This window comes from Methyloligella halotolerans, from assembly GCF_001708935.1.
In the GTDB taxonomy this organism is placed as follows: Bacteria; Pseudomonadota; Alphaproteobacteria; order Rhizobiales; family Methyloligellaceae; genus Methyloligella; species Methyloligella halotolerans.
In genome coordinates, this window is record NZ_MASI01000001.1 from 470978 (window position 1) to 488213 (window position 17236).

The 17236-nt window shown below is 60.0% G+C and carries 15 protein-coding genes and 1 pseudogene; 5 read left to right on the forward strand and 11 right to left on the reverse strand.

The annotated features are described in order from the left end of the window. Positions 1-70 precede the first annotated feature (70 nt). From A7A08_RS02345 to A7A08_RS02375, 7 genes are all read right to left on the reverse strand, one after another. Positions 71-946, reverse strand: a complete 876-nt coding sequence (locus A7A08_RS02345) for an SMP-30/gluconolactonase/LRE family protein (protein WP_069093910.1) — start codon at positions 944-946, stop codon at positions 71-73. Continuing rightward, on the reverse strand, positions 943-4386 hold the full coding sequence (locus tag A7A08_RS02350) for an FkbM family methyltransferase (RefSeq protein ID WP_069093911.1): 3444 nt from the start codon (positions 4384-4386) through the stop codon (positions 943-945). Before A7A08_RS02350 ends, A7A08_RS02345 begins: the two co-directional genes overlap by 4 nt. Positions 4387-4533: 147 nt before the next feature. Further along, positions 4534-5178 (reverse strand): ABC transporter ATP-binding protein, encoded by a 645-nt coding sequence (locus A7A08_RS02355; RefSeq protein WP_245290782.1) that lies wholly within the window; start codon positions 5176-5178, stop codon positions 4534-4536. 97 nt (positions 5179-5275) lie between these two features. Beyond that, positions 5276-6061, reverse strand: a complete 786-nt coding sequence (locus A7A08_RS02360; protein WP_069093912.1) for an ABC transporter permease — start codon at positions 6059-6061, stop codon at positions 5276-5278. Between the two features lie 131 nt (positions 6062-6192). Continuing rightward, on the reverse strand, positions 6193-7089 hold the full coding sequence (locus A7A08_RS02365) for a sulfotransferase domain-containing protein (RefSeq protein WP_069093913.1): 897 nt from the start codon (positions 7087-7089) through the stop codon (positions 6193-6195). A 34-nt stretch (positions 7090-7123) separates the two neighbouring features. After that, positions 7124-7789, reverse strand: a complete 666-nt coding sequence (locus A7A08_RS02370; protein ID WP_069093914.1) for a sulfotransferase family protein — start codon at positions 7787-7789, stop codon at positions 7124-7126. Positions 7790-7829: 40 nt separating this feature from the next. After that, on the reverse strand, positions 7830-8663 hold the full coding sequence (locus A7A08_RS02375) for a sulfotransferase (RefSeq protein ID WP_141693805.1): 834 nt from the start codon (positions 8661-8663) through the stop codon (positions 7830-7832). Between the two features lie 297 nt (positions 8664-8960). On the opposite strand from A7A08_RS02375, the pseudogene A7A08_RS02380 reads away from it, so the two are divergent. Continuing rightward, positions 8961-10117, forward strand: a pseudogene (locus A7A08_RS02380) (NAD-dependent epimerase/dehydratase family protein). A gap of 24 nt (positions 10118-10141) precedes the next feature. Next, a complete protein-coding gene (locus A7A08_RS02385; RefSeq protein WP_069093916.1) occupies positions 10142-11068 on the forward strand; it encodes an NAD-dependent epimerase/dehydratase family protein in 927 nt (308 codons plus the stop codon). Here the strand turns inward: A7A08_RS02385 and A7A08_RS02390 are convergent. Continuing rightward, positions 11065-11679 carry a sulfotransferase family 2 domain-containing protein gene (locus A7A08_RS02390; RefSeq protein WP_069093917.1) on the reverse strand — a complete coding sequence of 205 codons (615 nt, stop codon included), beginning with the start codon at positions 11677-11679 and terminating at the stop codon, positions 11065-11067. The genes A7A08_RS02385 and A7A08_RS02390 overlap by 4 nt on opposite strands. Continuing rightward, positions 11676-12317 carry a putative nucleotide-diphospho-sugar transferase gene (locus A7A08_RS02395; RefSeq protein WP_069093918.1) on the reverse strand — a complete coding sequence of 214 codons (642 nt, stop codon included), beginning with the start codon at positions 12315-12317 and terminating at the stop codon, positions 11676-11678. Before A7A08_RS02395 ends, A7A08_RS02390 begins: the two co-directional genes overlap by 4 nt. 28 nt (positions 12318-12345) lie before the next feature. Here A7A08_RS02395 and A7A08_RS16125 point away from each other — a divergent pair, with 28 nt between their 5' ends. Next, entirely contained in the window at positions 12346-13041 is a 696-nt protein-coding gene (locus A7A08_RS16125; protein WP_069093919.1) for a hypothetical protein, read from the forward strand. A 206-nt stretch (positions 13042-13247) separates the two neighbouring features. Here A7A08_RS16125 and A7A08_RS02405 read toward each other — a convergent pair whose 3' ends face one another. Both A7A08_RS02405 and A7A08_RS02410 read right to left on the reverse strand, forming a co-directional pair. Then, complete coding sequence (locus tag A7A08_RS02405) at positions 13248-14171, reverse strand: sulfotransferase domain-containing protein (protein WP_069093920.1); 924 nt, start codon at positions 14169-14171, stop codon at positions 13248-13250. 126 nt (positions 14172-14297) lie between these two features. Further along, positions 14298-15002 carry a class I SAM-dependent methyltransferase gene (locus A7A08_RS02410; protein WP_069093921.1) on the reverse strand — a complete coding sequence of 235 codons (705 nt, stop codon included), beginning with the start codon at positions 15000-15002 and terminating at the stop codon, positions 14298-14300. Between the two features lie 186 nt (positions 15003-15188). On the opposite strand from A7A08_RS02410, the gene gmd reads away from it, so the two are divergent. Together gmd and A7A08_RS02420 are read left to right on the forward strand one after the other, a co-directional pair. Further along, entirely contained in the window at positions 15189-16262 is a 1074-nt protein-coding gene (gene gmd, locus A7A08_RS02415; RefSeq protein WP_069093922.1) for a GDP-mannose 4,6-dehydratase, read from the forward strand. Between the two features lie 66 nt (positions 16263-16328). Continuing rightward, positions 16329-17186: a sulfotransferase domain-containing protein gene (locus A7A08_RS02420; protein ID WP_069093923.1), complete on the forward strand. Its 858-nt coding sequence runs from the start codon at positions 16329-16331 to the stop codon at positions 17184-17186. Positions 17187-17236 lie beyond the last annotated feature (50 nt).

Genomic DNA, 17236 nt, shown 5'->3' on the forward strand with positions numbered 1-17236 from the left:
GCTCTCATGGGGGTTCGCCTTGGCTCCTAACTCTGCTTGCGCGCGCCCTGACTTAGCGGCATGGGGTTCGCTAAGGCAAATCTATCTCGAACAGGCATCCTGCATGGCGGTCTTCGGGGGGACGTCCGATCGCTGCGGAGGTCGCGTAGAGGCGTTTTGGATTGTCCCCGTGGAAGACGCATGAGGTGATGCGTGGCGTCGGAAGCGGAAGAAAACCGATGCGCTCGCCCGTAGGCGAAAGGATGGCGATGCCGCCCCCATCCCAGAGTGCCACGTAAAGATTGCCGTCAGGCCCGACGGTCATTCCGTCGGGAGCGCCCTCATCCGCTTCGAACCGGTGAAAGATTTCAGGATCGCCCACCCCGCCTTGCGCTTCCAACGGGAAGCGGTACGTGATCCCCTGCGGGGAATCGTTGTGGAAGAAGGCGTCACCATCCTGCGTGAAGGCCGGCCCGTTCGGAACGCGATAGCCATCGCGGACCGTCACGACATCCCCCGAGGGCGACAGCGCGTAGAGGGTGCCGCTCGCGTCCTCCTCGGCATCGTCCATGGTGCCCGCGAAGAACCGCCCGTCCGGGGCGAGAGCACCGTCGTTGAAGCGGTTTCCCGGCCTATCGCTCTCGGGATGGAGGATGGTCTCGAGCCGGGCTTCCGGACCGTCCACCGTGAGCCAGGCAAACCCGGCATCGGAGCCGCAGAGAAATTGTCCCGCCTGTCGCCGGTCTTCGGGCCAGCTCTCGTCAGGAACGGCGAGGCAGGTCACACGTACCGGCAGGTCCTGCTGTGCCGAGAGCTGGCTGACAGGGTCGTAGCGCCAAAGGCTTTTTCCTTTGATGTCCAGCCACCACACCAGACCGTCCCGCGGATCGTAGATCGGAGATTCGCCAAGGATCGCACGCGTCTCGCAGGCTAGACGCCAGCGGCTTACCCCTTCGACGGCCTTCATTCAGCTGCGTCTCGCTTTACGGACTTCATCTGATCACCGTCGGCATCGCCACCCCTGCGATACCGCTCCAGCTCCGATTGCAGCCTGTTGAGGCGGGCATGGAGATCGGCGATTTGCGCCTGCGCCCTTCGAGCGAAAAACAGTATCGCGAGGCCTGCCAAACCGAAGACGACGATCAGTTCGACGCTCAAGACAACCCAGATGCGAAGGGGGGCGGGAATCGGCGCGAAGGCGGCTCCAATGAGCACAGCAAGGACAGCCAGAATGACGGCGGCGAAGATCGCCCGGTACGCCCAGATCGCTTCGAGCAGCCATCTTGCGAACTCGACGAACAGGCCGACAACACCGCTATTGCCGGCTCCACGTGAGCCAGCCAGGCGGCGCGAGAGCCCGCCGCGGAGGCGATACACAGACTCATAAACGCGCTCGCCGACACTTCGCCTTTCAGGAGCTGTCTTGATCCTCGGCCTGCCTTCTTCGGTCTGAACGGATTGAAGCTGCTGCGCGACGGGACGCGGCTTCGGCTTGGCTTCTGCTTGAATCTCCCGCGCGATGCGCGAGCGCATGCAGCGGTAGAAGGTCGATCGAACCCGTTCGATTCCCGGGTCCTCCCGGAACGCCAGGATATTGCCCCACGCATCGGGTGTCGCGATCGGTTCGGGATACTTCACGACCCGATGCCAATCGTGGGCGATGCCGTAGCGCACGATGGGGTGCCACTCAGACAGATAGACCGCGTATCCCTGCTCCTGCAGGAAGGCGCAGATATCGGTGTAGCTATGCCCCATCTTCAGAGTCTTGGCGTCTTCGAACTCCGCTTCGATCATGTCAGGCTTGCAGCGGTCCCACGGAACGCCCTTCAACACATTGAAGTCGAACCCTTCGACGTCGATCTTCAGGAAATCGATGTGATCGATCTGCAGCTCGTCAAGCAGAGCCGCGACCGTCGTGACATCGACCTTCCCGGTCTCCTGATGAGTATCGCGAAAGGCGTGCAGCCCGCTGATGCCCGTGCTCTCTTCCGAGGCAAAAAAGGAAACGCCGCTCGCGGCCTCGTTGCTGACGGCGCGTGTGTCGATCGTCACGCGGTCATTGCCGTCGAAGCGGGAGGTTAGCTTCCGCCGATTCTCGGCGTCCGGCTCGCAGCAGTAGATGCGCCAGCCCAGCTGATCGAAATAGTTGGCTGAGGTACCGTGATGGGCGCCGACATCGAGCATGAAATGCCCGGCGCCCCGACGCTCCGACAGAAGCTCCGAAACGACGGCCGTTTCGTCTACTTGGGCGTGGAGCTCCCGCGGCGCCTCGCGCGGCTCGCTTGCCGCAGCCTCCACGAGAACCGCCCGCAGTTCCGACTGGAGGCGATCCAGCCGATGATGCTTAAAGACATAGGCCTGGGCTTCTTCCGCCAGATCCAGGCGGCGAAACGGATCGGCGGCCAGTTCGCGCAGAGCGGACTTCAGACTTGCGATTTCCGGCTCGTCGACCACGACCGCGGCACCGGTCTGAGCGATATAGTCGATGGTCGCGACCTCTCTCGGACCATGCGCGAAGAGGACAGCGCCGCTCGCCAGGCATTCCGGCAACTTGTTCGCCATGCTGTAGCGAACGTAGTCGATCGACCGCTCGTCGAAATTGTAGGCGATGACGACGGCATCGGCATCGCTGAGCCAGGAAGAATAGTCCTCATAGAGCAGATCGCCGGTGATGAACTGCGTCCGCTCAAGCGTCTTGAAATGTTTGGCCGCGAGCCTGGCCCAATCGGGCCGCGTCTTGATCTCGAGGACCATGTTGAGGCCCTCGCCGTGGAGCTCCTCGACAGCCTGGGCAATCCGAACAACGCTCTGCAGGGTCATGTTGTCGGCCAGCGAACCGCCGTAGCGCAGCGTGAACGGTCCCGGGGGCCTTGTCTTCGGACGTGGCCAATCGCCGACATTCACACCATTCGCAAAGGCCTGGAACGTGACGCCGTAGCGCTCGCCGAAGGCTTTCGACATTGCGTCGCAGATAGAGAGACGCGCCGCGGATTGCTCGAATAGCGATTGCAGATCTGGGCCGAGCTCTGCGAGTTGAGCGGGGTCATCCCGCTCCAGCCTTTTCGGCCAGTCGTCCATGATCCAGGTGACAAGCGGCACCCGATACTTGTCGATGGTATTCATGGCGAGGGCGTGCAGATGCGGGGCGTCGGGCACGGGCCGGTATAGGATGAGTTCGGGCTGGAAGCCGCGGATAGCCTCCGCGATCTTCTCGGGTCCGACAGGGCCTTCGTCGCCGCTCGCTTCCAGGCCTTTTGAAAGACCGAGCGCGCGTCCGCCGGCGTTGTAGACCTGAAGCAGACGGTCTTCCGGCCAGCCACTCAACAGGTTCGCCTTCACCTGTCCCGTAGCCGTGGCATCGCCGCACCGCGTGATATCGAGAACGAGAAGCCGGGGGACCCTTTCGGCCAATTCCACTCCGGCCGTCGCCTCCTTCTCCTTGCTCTTGGCTGCCTCGCGCTCTGCATTCTCGCGATCGAGCTCTTCGGGCGTCTTCGCATGATCGAAGAGCGAGACGAAGTCCCGGCGGGGAAACACCTCGAGCTTGCCGCCAACGGTTGCGTTGTATATGCGCTGATCGGTTTGGTCGGTGACCTTGCGGGCTTCCTCGTAGGCTTCAAGCATCCGCTCGACCTGGGGATCGTGCCAGCGGAACCCCTTGCCGAAATAGTCAGGATTGAAGTGGTTCGGATCGTCGGACTTCATGTCCAAGATACCGACCCCGTATTCGGAACTCTGCTTCGCATCCTGAGGAAGCGCATAATCCGAATCGACGCCGATCAGGTAGATCTCCTCAAAGCCCAGATAGAAGGCCAGCTGGAGCACCGTGAACGTTACGGTGCAGCCCGTGTATGTGATCTCAGAAGCGTCCGTCGAAAAATCGAAGCCATGGGGGTAACTCTTGCGGCCCCTATGGTTGAAGAAGATGGTGTCGTCTCCCTCGTCGAGACAATAAGCCAAATAGGCCGGGAAGAGCTTCGTCGGACCGTGCAACGCATTGATCCAGTCGCGCCGGTCTTCCGCGACGAGATGGTCTTCGACCACGTAGAAGGTCGGGTCCCAATCCAGGTCGCGCGCCTTGAGGAAGAAGCCGTTCACCGCGAACGTGACCTCGTCCTTCAGAACAGACAGATCCGTCCGATTCAGGCTCGGCCCATTGCCGATAACAAAGCAGCGTTTGGTGCCCTTATACCTTTGACGCAGCTCGCGGAGCTTGGGACGGTACTTCCCATCGAGTTCGGTTTCGTAGATTCGCTTGATGCGCTTGACGCCATCCAACCGTCGGTCCCGGGGGAATTGATCCGTCGGAAGAAAGATCGGCGACTGCGTTGGCAGCTCGCGAATCGCGGAGCGGTACTGCCAATCCTCGCTCGGCTGAAACGAGAGCGCTTTGAGAAAGCTCCGCATATCTTACGTACCCCACCAAAAATGCGTGGTTTCGCACTGGCTCGGCGGGTAATTGCGTCGTGCCGCCCCGCTGGTCGCGCCCAGATCAAAAAACTGTTTGATCACTATCGCCGCTAGAATGCAACTGGCCCCAGGGCCGCCCCCGGCTCAGCTTTCACCGGCAATTCCGTGGGCGTCGAACCACTCCTCAGCTTCCTGAAATGCCTTCAGTTTTCCGGACTCAAGCTCGAGGATCTTGTTACACGTTCTTTGCAGCAGAAGGTGGTTGTGGGACGCCAGCACGATGATGCCCGCCCGCTCGGCCAAATGCTCCATCCTGTTCTTGGCCTTGGCCTGGAATTCCGGGTCACCTGCGCCGATCCACTCATCCATAAGCAGGATTTCCGGATCCAGGGAGGTGGCGACGGAAAACGCCAGGCGGGCCGCCATGCCCTGGCTATACGTCTTTAGCGGCAGATCGATGAAATCTCCGAGTTCGCTGAACTCTATGATCTTCTCCATCCGCTCGTTGATCTGGGACATGTCCCAGCCGTTGATCAAACCGCGAAGGACGATATTGCGACGGCCGCTGGCCTCCTTGCGGAAACCGAGATTGATGTTGAAGAGCGCGTCGGTCCGCCCGACGACGTCGACCTCGCCGTGGGTCGGCTCGTAAATCCCGTAGAGCACCTTTAGCAGGGTCGTCTTGCCAGCTCCGTTGGTGCCGACGAGGCCGAGCCGGTCGCCGGACTCGAGTTTGAAGCTGACATCGTTGAGCGCCTGCACGACGGATCCGGTCTTCGACCGGCTCATATTGCCGCCTGGATGATGCTTTCTGCGATGGCGCCCGAACCGGGTCCCCGAAGGATCCTATAGGCCAGGCTCAGATTATCGACGCGGATTGAGACCATTAGAGCGTGAAGATGATTTGCCGCCGGAACTTGCCGAGCAGGAAGAGCGCGATAAGCCATACGGTGACGCCCGTGATGGCGCAGATCGCCAGGGAATTGACGGGCTCGATACCCTTCATAATGGGTAGACGCACGATCTCCAGAAAATATGTGAAGGGATTGTACTTATAGAGCGCCGTCCGCGCGTTGCTGCCGCCGGGCGCCCAAAAGATCGGGGTCGCGAACAGTCCGATCCGCATGACATTACCAATCACAAATTGCAGATCCGGCAGGTAGGTGCCCGCGATCGCAACGATAATGATGACCGCAGGGGTGATGGCAACGATCAGGCAGATGGCGGCGAGCGACCACAGCCAGCCGATCTCGATCGACGTGCCGGACCACAAGACGATGGCGAGGCAGCCGAGGGCCATGTAGCCCGACTTTATCAGCGACTCCATGGTCAGCCGCATGACGTAGACGGTGATGGGCAGCTTGGTGCCGGTGATCAGGCTCTCTTCTTTGATGAAAAGCCGCGCGCTGCTGGTGATCACGCCGGAAATGTACATCCAGACCAGCATGCCCACGGAGACATAGGTCGGAAAATCCTCAACGCCCTTCCCGCGCTGGAAAATGACGACGAAGGTCAGGACATGGGCAAGGTAATTGAGCAGGATCCAGATCGGCCCCAGCCAGGTTCGCCTATGCTGATCGCCAATATCCTCCGCAGCCAAGGCGGCCCAGACCCGGCGCATCCTCAAGCCGGCCGCGATGTCTGAAAATGCGTTGCGGAAGATCGTCAGCATTCAATGTCCCGGCGTTGGCGAGCGACCCTGTCTCGAAGTCACCGTCAGCTACGCACATTTGAGGCGCCGCCTGCATCGCAAATACGGTTGGATGGGAGCGCCGCTATCTCTCTCTGAGGTCCCGTCTGGGCTCAACCTCGAAGGCTCAGGTCGTAGCCGAAATCGGCCATAACGTTCTGGAAATAGCCGGTCAAGTAATCAATCGTCGGCGGCTGGAGCTTGCGCTCAAAATTGCCCGGATGCACTTGGCGAACGTGTTTGCCAGTCTGCTCTTCGTCCGGAATCACGTCATTGCGGGCTGCAATCTGTCGCAGGACGTCGCCTGGTATGTCCCAACCGAAATGTCTGGCGAGATCGGCGACCCAGGATGGCTTGTCGTAGATCACATCCTCGTAGCGATAGATTTTCACGTCGTGCCTTGCACAGAGCTCGTCGCGGTACAGTTCGAGCTGCTCGAGAAAGAGCGGCGCAACTTCCCGGACGTAATCGTCGATGTCGAGCGACTTCGCCAAATTACGCTTCGACAGCTCCGTTTTTGCTGATTTCAGAACGCCGTTCTTGCCCGGCTGGGAATGGCTTTCGCGCATCGAGTAGTAGTTCGATACGAGGCGGTCCCTCGGATCGCGCACGAGCAGAACCGGCCGGCTCGTCGCGAGAATAGGGATGGCAAAGGATGTGGGCCAGCGGCGAAAGCCGCCGTAGCAATATCCCTTCTCGAGAAAAATGTCGGATGTGCTCGGAGGGGCCTCCTGAAGCTTGACGCCCGCCTTAAAGAACTCCTCGGAGATCGCGACGAACGGCACATCCAGATAGGCGCACAGATCGCGAAGGATATGGTTGAGGAGGACCGAGCCCGACTTGTTAAGTGCAAAGGCTGTGACGCTCGTGAAATCGGGCCTGCGGGTTGGCGGCAAGCTAAAAACCACGCGATCTTCGCCTGCGTCATCAACAATGACCGAGGGCCGATCATGGCCGTCTGCAAGGTCGTGACTGCCGTCCATGACGTGCTCCTTGGCTTCGGTCTCCATGGGCGCCGCCGTCGATACTGTCGGCGAATTCGGCCTAGACCGTCCCGTGCTCGCGTTGGCGAGCGATATCCCGCAATTGCTGCTCGATCAACCGGCTATTCTCCGCGCGCACCTCGGACGCGGCGTTGGCGAGCCGTGCACCTCCTTCGTTGGTGCGTGGAAAGGCTTTGTTCGGAATGGGCTTGCCAAGGAAATCGCAGAGCTCCTGCCAACCATCTCCGGCCTCCCAACACACCTGCAGCAATTTGCTTTCGTCCTGTCGATCCTGGAAGAAGGCTCTGACCTCTTCGTTATGTCTCCGGTAGAGGTCCAGGTGCTCTTCCTCGAAGCCGTGGGGAAAATCGTAGCCGTATGCCAACGTGCGGCAGTGCCTGGTGGGCGATGTCGTCAGAGAATGAGCCTTGAGGCTTTCGAGCCAGCGATCCGGAGACTTGCGGACCGTCAGGACGAACTTGCCGTCCTCGCCGTACCGTTCGTAAAGTTCCCGGTAGAGCAGTGGGTAGGGCCAGTCTTCGAAGGAATCGTACTGGTCGACAACCTCGAAGATTGGATCGAGATTGCCGGCCCGCAGCGCCTCGAGAAGACGCCGTCGAATACCCCCTCCTCCCGGCTGGTGGTTATATCCCAACTCCGTCAGACACGCGGCCAAGGTCGTCGTGCCGGTCTTGTTGAGACCGATCCCGAAAATCTTCGTGGCCATACAAATCGTCCCCTCGCCAGCGCGGCGATCACGAATGTTATCAGTCCAGCAGGTCTAGCAGCCTGTCCCGCATCGCGTCGTCGTCGAAAAACATCGTCTCGACCATTTCGACGTATTGCTCCTTCTCCTCAGGCTCGTGATCATAGCCCTTGCGGACCTGAAGCTTCGTCTCAATAGCTTCGATCCACTCGGGGATGGGATCCAGACCGAGGAAGTCACAAAGCCTAGCCAAAAAACCTCCGTCCATCTCCTTCTCTGTGAAGGTCAAGACCGCAGCCCGATGCTGAGTTAGATTCCGGATGATCTCCAATATTATGCGCGTCAGGTCCATCTTGGTGGGATCGGGATCGGAGGTCAGGTGGCGGAATTTGTCCCTCAGGTTAGACCTTGCGCAGTCGAGGGGCCGCCGGATCGGGAGCAGGAAGCGTACCTGCGGATACCGCGCGGTGAACTCTGCCGGGCCAATCCCCAAGCGCTCCATGTGGTTTGTAACCCGCATGGAGTCTTTCCAGTAAAGCGTACGGATGTTTGGGGTCAAAACCGCATCGCCGTTGAATCGCTCGTAGAGCGACCGCATGGCGGCATCGTCGAAGGCATGGGACAGCCGGATGTCGCCGCCAACCTTCCCCCGTTCGCCGCCGAAGCTATGGTCTACCGCGGCCTTCAGGAATTGTTCGAGATCCCCCTTCCAGAAGAAATCGAGACGACGGTCTTCCAGCATCCAGGATGCGGCGTGATTAAGCACAAGGCACTGCGGATGGGTCGCCAGGATCGCCGCGGTCAGCGTCGTGAGATTGCGGTACGGCCCCAAAGGGATGCCGATGGTCGAGATATTCGAAGCGACGTCTGGGACCGAGGAGGCGAGCGCATTCACTTCAGCCATACTCCAATTAAACTCAACTCTTAATTGAGCGGGCTAATGAGCTGTTATACCCAGACGCCACAACCAATCTTCACGTGCAGATTTGCCACTTTCACCCGTAACAGGATGAAAATTTGTACTTTGTACGGATGGTTCCCGGGAATCGTTGTACGGCGATGGTCGCGTTGCCAAGGTATCTGCAAGAGGCTAAGTAGGAATTCAGCTCTCACCGCGATACTCGTGCGCTTTCGACGGCATTGACGACAGGCGCTAGGGGCGAGCAGAGCACGGGTCAGTGGGGAAGTGTTCATGCATGTGCTGATTTTGGGTGGAGATGGATTCTGCGGCTGGCCGACAGCACTCCATCTCTCCAGTCGAGGCTGGGACGTCACCATCGTCGACAACCTTTCGCGGCGTAATATCGACAACGAGCTAGAAGCGGAATCTCTCACCCCGATCCGGCCGGCTGGACAAAGGCTCGCAGCCTGGCAGGAGCTGACGGGACGGGAGATCGCGTTTCATCGCTTCGATGTTGCGGAGAATTATCATCGCCTTCTCACGCTGCTCAGCGAGACCAAGCCCGACGCATCGTGCATTTCGCCGAGCAGCGCGCCGCGCCCTACTCCATGAAGTCTTCCTGGCACAAGCGCTACACGGTCTCCAACAACCTGAACGCGACCAACAACGTGCTCGCTGCCGTCGTGGAATCGGGCATCGACACCCATGTGGTGCATCTCGGCACGATGGGGGTTTACGGCTACGGCACCGCAGGCATGCGCATTCCTGAAGGGTATCTTGAGGTCAAGCTCGATACCGAGGATGGACGCGAGGTGCGCAAGGAGATCCTCTACCCAAGCGATCCGGGTTCGATCTACCACATGACCAAAACCCAGGATCAGCTGCTCTTCGCGTTCTACAACAAGAACGACAAGGTGAAGGTGACGGACCTCCACCAGGGTATCGTGTGGGGAACCCAGACCGAAGAAACCAAGATGGACGAACGGCTCATAAACCGGTTCGACTACGATGGCGATTACGGGACGGTCCTCAACCGGTTCCTGATGCAGGCGGCCATCGGCTATCCCCTCACCGTTCACGGCACGGGCGGCCAGACGCGGGCTTTCATCCACATCCAAGACACGGTGCGGTGCGTCCAGCTCGCCATCGAGAACCCGCCCCAATCGGGGGAGCGCGTGCGGATCATCAATCAGATGACCGAGACCCACCGGGTGCGCGAGCTGGCCGAGATGATCTGCGAACTCACCGGCGCCACGATCGACAATCTCGACAATCCGCGCAAGGAAGCGCCTGAGAACGACCTTTACGTCGCCAACGAGACATTCCTGTCGCTTGGCCTGGAGCCCACCACCTTGCAGAGCGGGCTCCTTCAGGAAGTGCAGGACGTGGCCAAAAGATACGCGGATCGTTGCGACCTCTCCAAGATCCCCTGCCGGTCGCTTTGGTAATGGCCGTTTACGGAGCCTAACGTCATGCGACTGCTCGTGACAGGCGGTGCCGGCTTCGTCGGCACCAATCTGATCCATTATTTGTCGGAGCGCGGCGGCTTCGAAATCTGCGCGCTGGATAACGAGAGCTTAGGCCGGCGGGAAAACTTGGCCCCCTACGACATCGAGTTCGTCAAAGGCGATATCCGAGACGTGGATGCTCTCGACCGGGTTCTGCCCGGCAAGGACGCCATCGTGCATCTCGCGGCCGACACCCGGGTCATCGATTCCATCGAGAATCCGGACGAGAACTTCGACGTGAACGTGCTCGGCACCTTCCGTCTCCTACAGGCCGCCCGGCGCCACGGTGTCGGCCGGATCGTGAATGCCTCGACGGGTGGTGCGATCCTGGGTGAAGCGCCCCCACCGGTGCATGAGGAGATGGTCGCCCGGCCCTCGTCGCCGTATGGGGCCTCCAAGCTCGCCGTCGAGGGATATCTGTCCGCCTTCAGCGAAAGCTATGGCCTGGCGGCGACATCCCTCCGCTTCTCGAATATTTATGGGCCGCGCTCCTTCCATAAGGGAAGCGTGGTCGCCCATTTCATCAAGCAGATCCTGGCCGGGAAGCCGCTCGTCGTTTACGGCGACGGCAGCCAGGTACGTGACTACCTCTATACCGGCGATCTCATGGACGGTATCCATGCAGCCCTTACCGCGGAAAAGAGCGGCGTGTTCCAGCTCGGAAGCGGCAAGCCAACCACGCTGAACGAGCTCATCGGCGTGCTCAAGGAGGTCAGCGGCGAGCCCGATCTGCAGGTGCGCTACGAGGATTTCCGGGCCGGCGAAATCCACACCACATGGTGCGACATCGGCAAGGCGCGACGAGAACTGGGCTTCAGTGCCGACACCGGGTTGAAGGACGGGGTCACCGCGACCTGGGCGTGGTTCCGGGAGCAGACCGGCGAGAGTTAGAAACTGTAGCCGAAGGCCTCGATATCCGCGGCATAGACTTCGGCGACGGCATCTCGCCCTGCCGGCGAATAGCACTCCTGGTACGGAGGGTGCTTCCCCGGATTGACATGGGGCACCTCGGGCATGGGCAAGCCGAGCCTTTCGCTCAGGGCCATCACCTCTTCGGACAGGTTTTCGAACCGGATCAGGTGGTCGCACAGGACTTCCCGTTCCTCGACACGACCGACCCAGTGCATCTGAGGCTTGAAGAACTTGTGCTCGGCCAGGCTGCCGATGTCCTGGGCGAAGGCGTCGAAGTCGCCGCCGTATTTCGCGAGATACTCGTCGCGGAAGGCCTGGTCGAACTGGTTCGAACCGCCCTTATCCAGATAGAAGAATGCGGAGACCGCGCGGTCCCACGGGTTCCTGATCACGGAGAACTTGTAGTAGTCGTCGAACCAGTCGCGGTCCGTATATTTGGTGATCGACTGATGGTCGAACGGGTCTTCGATCCACTCCAGCTCGCCCTTGTAATAGCGTCCCAGCTCGGGCAGCCCGAAAAGACTCTTGATCGTTCGTCCGGCCGTCTTCGGGATGTGGATGAAGACGCAGTGATGCTTATGGGAAATCATACGGGATGTGCCTCGAGCTTCTCGTCGCTGGTTCGTTCCGTCGCCGGACGATCCCTCCGCTCGATGAACCAGCAGTCCTGGTCGCGCAGAACGGTCTCGATGTCTTCGGCGTTCTTCTGGGACAGAGGATGCCTCACATAGGCATCCGTTTTCTCCTCGACGTCGTTTGGAAGACGCTGAACCTGCGCGTGGGGGAGGATCGCCACGCTGATACGTCCAAGATCCTCGCTCTCCGCCGAACCGAAAATCGGCTCAGCACTGCAGAAGAAGTCCTTCTCTCGGAAGTTGAGGCCATAGGGCTCCTTCACGGTCCATTCCATCTCGAGGCTGAGAAGCCGTTCATTCAGGCTGATCTGATCGCTGAACTTTCCTTCGCCTTCGGCGAGTTCGGCGAATTCGCGCAGCAATGTCAGCGATGCCGGCGTCGAGCGGAATTGGATAAATCCGTAGCAGAGGACGTGGCCCCAGACGGCATGGCAGGACGGGGGCTGAATCGTGCCTTGGGAACTGACGATGTCTGCCTCTAGGGAGTCCATCAACGGAAACGGGTCCCGTACCCACACCGCGTCCGCGTCGGAATGGGTAACGTTGAACCCGGCGGCCACCAAAGTTTCGATCACTTTGCGCGCACGGCCCACAAATCGTTGAGACTGCGCCGTATGGCGTATGGACGACAGGAACGCCCTCCTTACGCAGCCTGACCGTCAGCTCGCGATCAAGGGCGCAGACCATCACCGGCATTCCGCCGAGCCGGTCGAGACCGATCAACCAGTTGTCGATGACCTTGGCATAGTCGGAATTGCCGAAGGTGATGATGATGTTGTTGGCCTCGTCCGCTGCGCGGCTGGCGACCTGAAGCAAAGAGAGATCGTCGGGCAGGATCAGGCTGTCGCGCAATGGCGCGACCTTATGGGGCTTGTAGCGCTGGGCGATGAACCAGGCGGCCAGCCGGATCGTGATCTTTTCTCGCAGCTCGATTTTTTCTGCTTGGGCCGCCGAGACCTTCTCTATCTCGACTTCCACATGGTCTGCTTGCCGGGCCAACCAACGCAGGCACGCGGCAAAATGATCGCTGCGCAGTATGACCCCTGTCAGGGACGGGATGATCCGTTCGTATGGCTGTTTGTATTTTGCCTCAAGTGCGGTCCCAAGTTCAGCCCAGACAGAGTCCTCTTTCAGGAATCGCCAGAGGTCACGGCTGGGTGTCGCTTCCAGATAGTGGAGCGTGTCGTTCGCGTAGCGCCCACGGACGATCTGCGCTGGCGAGACAGGCATGACCCCGTTCGGGCCGCCGTCTTCGATGAGCGCCTTACGGCTCAAACCCTTGAGCACGTCCAGGTCGAAGATCCCCACGAGCTCTGATTTAGGTTTCAAATGGCCGATCGTGCCGCCGCTCCCGCCCTGCTCGCGCGAACCGACAATTGTCACCGCCTCCCGATCACCGTCTCGAATTTCGACCCCTGGGCCAACGAAATCCTGAGGTCGCGATCCGTTATGGAGGAAGTAGAGCTGGAGATTGGGCTGCATAACTAGTTTCTTGCCGGGGCTTAGGTGACTTCAGAGGGTCCCTATTTCGGGAACACCTTTCGGTAGAGTTCGAGGCCGGTATAGCGCCGCAACCTGTCATGCCTTTCGCTGAGTTCGTGTCTCAGCTTCCTTTCTTTCTGCAAGGCCTGCTCCGCCGAGTTGTAGCGCTTTCGCGCCTGCTGAAGTTCCGCCCGCAGCCTCGCGGCTTCGCCGATCGCGCTGTTGCCGTCTGTCACGTTGGCGCAAAAGGCGCCATAGGCTGCAACCTCGTTCTCATCGAGCTCACTGCTGGAGTAGCCAGCAAGGCGCATGGCCGGGCCGCTATAGAGCTCGAACAGGGCCAGCTCTTCCTCCGAAAACTGGTTGGCAAAATTCCCGGATTTACCGGACCCGAAGAAGTTCGGCGCAGACTCTTTGAAGGAATTGAAGTCGGGAAACGGCTCGCGGGACCGACCGCGTCCGATGCTTTCTGCGAGGCGGTCCGCCAAGCTATACGGGTCTGCGGTGATCTCCTCGAATCTGAAAAACTGAATCCGGTCGAAAACCGCTTGGCGCCAGCGATGGACATGATTGCCCCAGAAGCCGAAGGGGACCTTGCCGGCGATGACATCTTCCAGGGAGGTCGCGGGCAGGCCGGCCACCCGGTGGAGATATTTCAGATATGAAGTCGTGGCGTCGCGGCCGTCGCGCGAGACGTAGATGACCTCGTCGCTGCCCTGCATGTACTCACACGGCAGGTCGTGGGTTTTTACGACATGAATTTCGCGATCATGCCGCAGCGCATCCAGGTCTAGGGTGCCCTTGTCGCCCTGCATATGGCCGACAAGATCTCCCAGTCCCTCGTTCGCACCGATATCACGGTGATCTCCATGGATCGAATAGCTTTGGAGGTCGAAATAGTGCTTGAGGACCGAGCGGAAGAAGGTGTTGCCGCTGCGCGGATAAGAGGCGAGCCAGATAATCATTGTACAGCCGAAACAACGGTAACCACTCGGCTGCCATAGCTAGGTGTCGACGGAATAGCAACTCGTAATCGACCGATCAGTGCGGCACACGATGGGCCCAAACAGACCTCGCCCGCCCATCGGGGTTTAGGCCCTGGCGGTCTTCCGCAACGCCACGAGCAGGCTAACGCTCTGCGAACGTTGGCGCTTCTCGATCAGCGCCGGCGCGACCCTGCCCCATTGATACATGATGTTGTCGGGATTGCTGGCCATGTCGCAGGTAAAAACGACCGGGCCATCATAGATTGCGCCGACCGGCTCGAGGTCCGGATGATCGAGCCACGCCCGATAAGCATCATAGCGATGCCGCGCTTCAGGCGTCGGCTCATCGCTGAGATAGAGATCGATCGCGTGGAGCCAAAGGCCGCCGTCCTTGAGCGCATCCACCCCCTCATCGAGAAAGTCGGTCAGCTTCGGGCTTGGCACGTGCTCCACGACCGAAACCGAGAATAGAATGTCGAAGCTCTGTTTGGGCAAAAGCCCCGTCCGCTCGCCCAGGAACGCGTGCAGGTTCTTCACATTGCGCACGCGGATCTCGCGGTTCGGCCCACCGTCCACGCCTTCGAATTTCTCGACGTTGAAACAGGTATTCTTCTTGGCAAGCACCGGGAGGATGCGGGACTTGCCGCCGCCAATCTCCGCGATCGTCTTCTGCTCGGCGTCCTTCAGTTGATCGAAAACCGCCAGGTCCTGTATCGATTTGAGGTGGAATGCCTCCGTTTCGGAGACCGCCTTGTTCAAACCGCGGTCCCATGCGTCCCAGAGATAGGATTTTCGTATGAAGTCAAACATCCGCTCGCGCCCATCGACGACTGAACGTTGTTCTCTGCTATTTGCATTCCATCCGGGAGCCCGCTAAGAGGCTGCGGACGCTGATCAGTAGTGCTTCGGAGAACAACGATCCGGCCATAGGCTCCCTTCCCACAGGGCGCCCTCGATAGGTTCGTAACGCTCCAATGTGAAAGTTAGACAACACTCATGACAAACGGCAAAACCGCGCTGATCACCGGCGTTACCGGTCAGGACGGCGCCTATCTCTCGCGCCTTCTGTTGGAAAAGGGCTATCAGGTCCACGGAATCAAGCGGCGCTCCTCGTCCTTCAACACGGAGCGGATCGACGATCTCTACGAAGATCCCCACGAGCACGAGACGCGGTTCCATCTCCATTATGGCGACCTCACCGACGCGACGAATCTGATCCGTCTCATTCAGGAGACCCAGCCCGACGAGATCTACAATCTCGCGGCTCAAAGCCATGTGCAGGTCAGCTTCGAGACTCCCGAATACACCGGCAACGCGGACGCCCTCGGCACCTTGCGCATGCTGGAAGCCCTTCGAATCCTTGGACTGGAGGACTCGGTCCGGTTCTATCAGGCCTCAACGTCGGAGCTTTACGGGAAGGTGCAGGAGACTCCTCAGAAGGAGACGACCCCCTTCTATCCGCGCTCGCCTTATGCAGCAGCGAAGCTCTACGCCTACTGGATCACAGTGAACTATCGGGAGGCTTACGGCATCCACGCGTCGAACGGCATCCTGTTCAACCATGAGAGCCCGATGCGCGGCGAGACCTTCGTCACCCGGAAGATCACGCGGGCGGTGGCCGGCATCGAAGCCGGGCTGCAGTCGACCATCTTTCTCGGCAACCTCGATGCAAAGCGCGACTGGGGCCACGCCCAGGACTATGTCGAGGGCATGTGGCGGATCGTGCAGCACGATAAACCCGACGATTTCGTCCTTGCCACCGGCGAGACCCATTCGGTGCGGGAATTCGTCGAGCTGGCATTCGCCGAAGTCGGACGAGAGATCGTCTGGGAAGGTCAGGGGGTCGAGGAAGTCGGCAAGGATGCGACGTCAGGAGACGTGCTTGTGCGCATCGATCCGAAATATTTCCGGCCGACGGAGGTCGAGCTTCTGTTGGGCGACCCTTCCAAGGCCAAGGCGAAACTCGGCTGGCAGTCTACGACGCCCTTCGAGCAGCTTGTGAGAGACATGGTGGCGTCCGACCGAGCTCTTGTCGCACGGGAAAGCTGGCGGAATGACCGGTCCGGCTGATCGCCGGCAGCCCATTGAGCTAAAAGCCATCCGCGCCCAAAGCCATCCCGCTGAAAGATATCTGCCATGAGCTGGCTCATCGCCAACGGGGCGCCTAAAAGCGGCAGCACTTGGATCTTTCAGCTGCTGCAATCTACGGGCGCTTACGCCCCCCTGCCTGGGGAGCTTCAGGATCCGGATTGGGTGAATCCTTCGGTGGCCGAGGCGAAGCTGGATCGTGCGGTCGAACTTCTCGGCATGAGCAGCGAGCGTTATGCCACCAAGCAGCACTGGCCGACCCCGCTTCCGCTCTCCACAGGAACGGGACTGAAAGGCAGTGCCCTAATCCGGCGTGCCCGGCAGTTGAAGCGGCGCCTTGCCAACAAGCAAAAGATGCGGCGCTACGCCCGCCTCCTCCCAGAACCTGGCGTTCAGGTCTGCAACATCATCCGCGATGTCCGGGATGTCGCCGTATCGCTCTATCATCATGAGCAGCGACGGGCCGAGTGCGACCAGGACATTTCCACATTCCTGGCGCGTCATGGGCGGGAGTTGGTGACCAACACGATCGCCTACCATCGCTACTGGATCGGATCGCCACTCAGGACGCGCGACAACTATTTCATCACCTCATATGAGTTCCTGATCGACGATGTCGAGGCGGCAGCCGACCAGCTTTTCGATTTTGCGGGCCTGGCGGCAGATCCGGAAATGCGGTCCCGCGCGATCGAAAAGGGGTCTTTCGAGAGCAAGAAAGTCAAAGGGCCCGGCGAGTTCTTCCGCAAGGGTCAGGCGATGGCGTTCGCCGACGAGATCAGCGCGTCGGAGGCCGAACGGCTGCTTACGCTCGCCGAGCGCGGCGGATTGCTGGGGGTGAAGCGCGCGATCGCAGACTTCAATCCGATCCTGAAGCCTTATCTCGAAATGACCGATATCGGCCTCTAAGGTGGCCATCGCATTGGCAGGCTCGCAACGCTCCGACCTGGGTCTGTGAC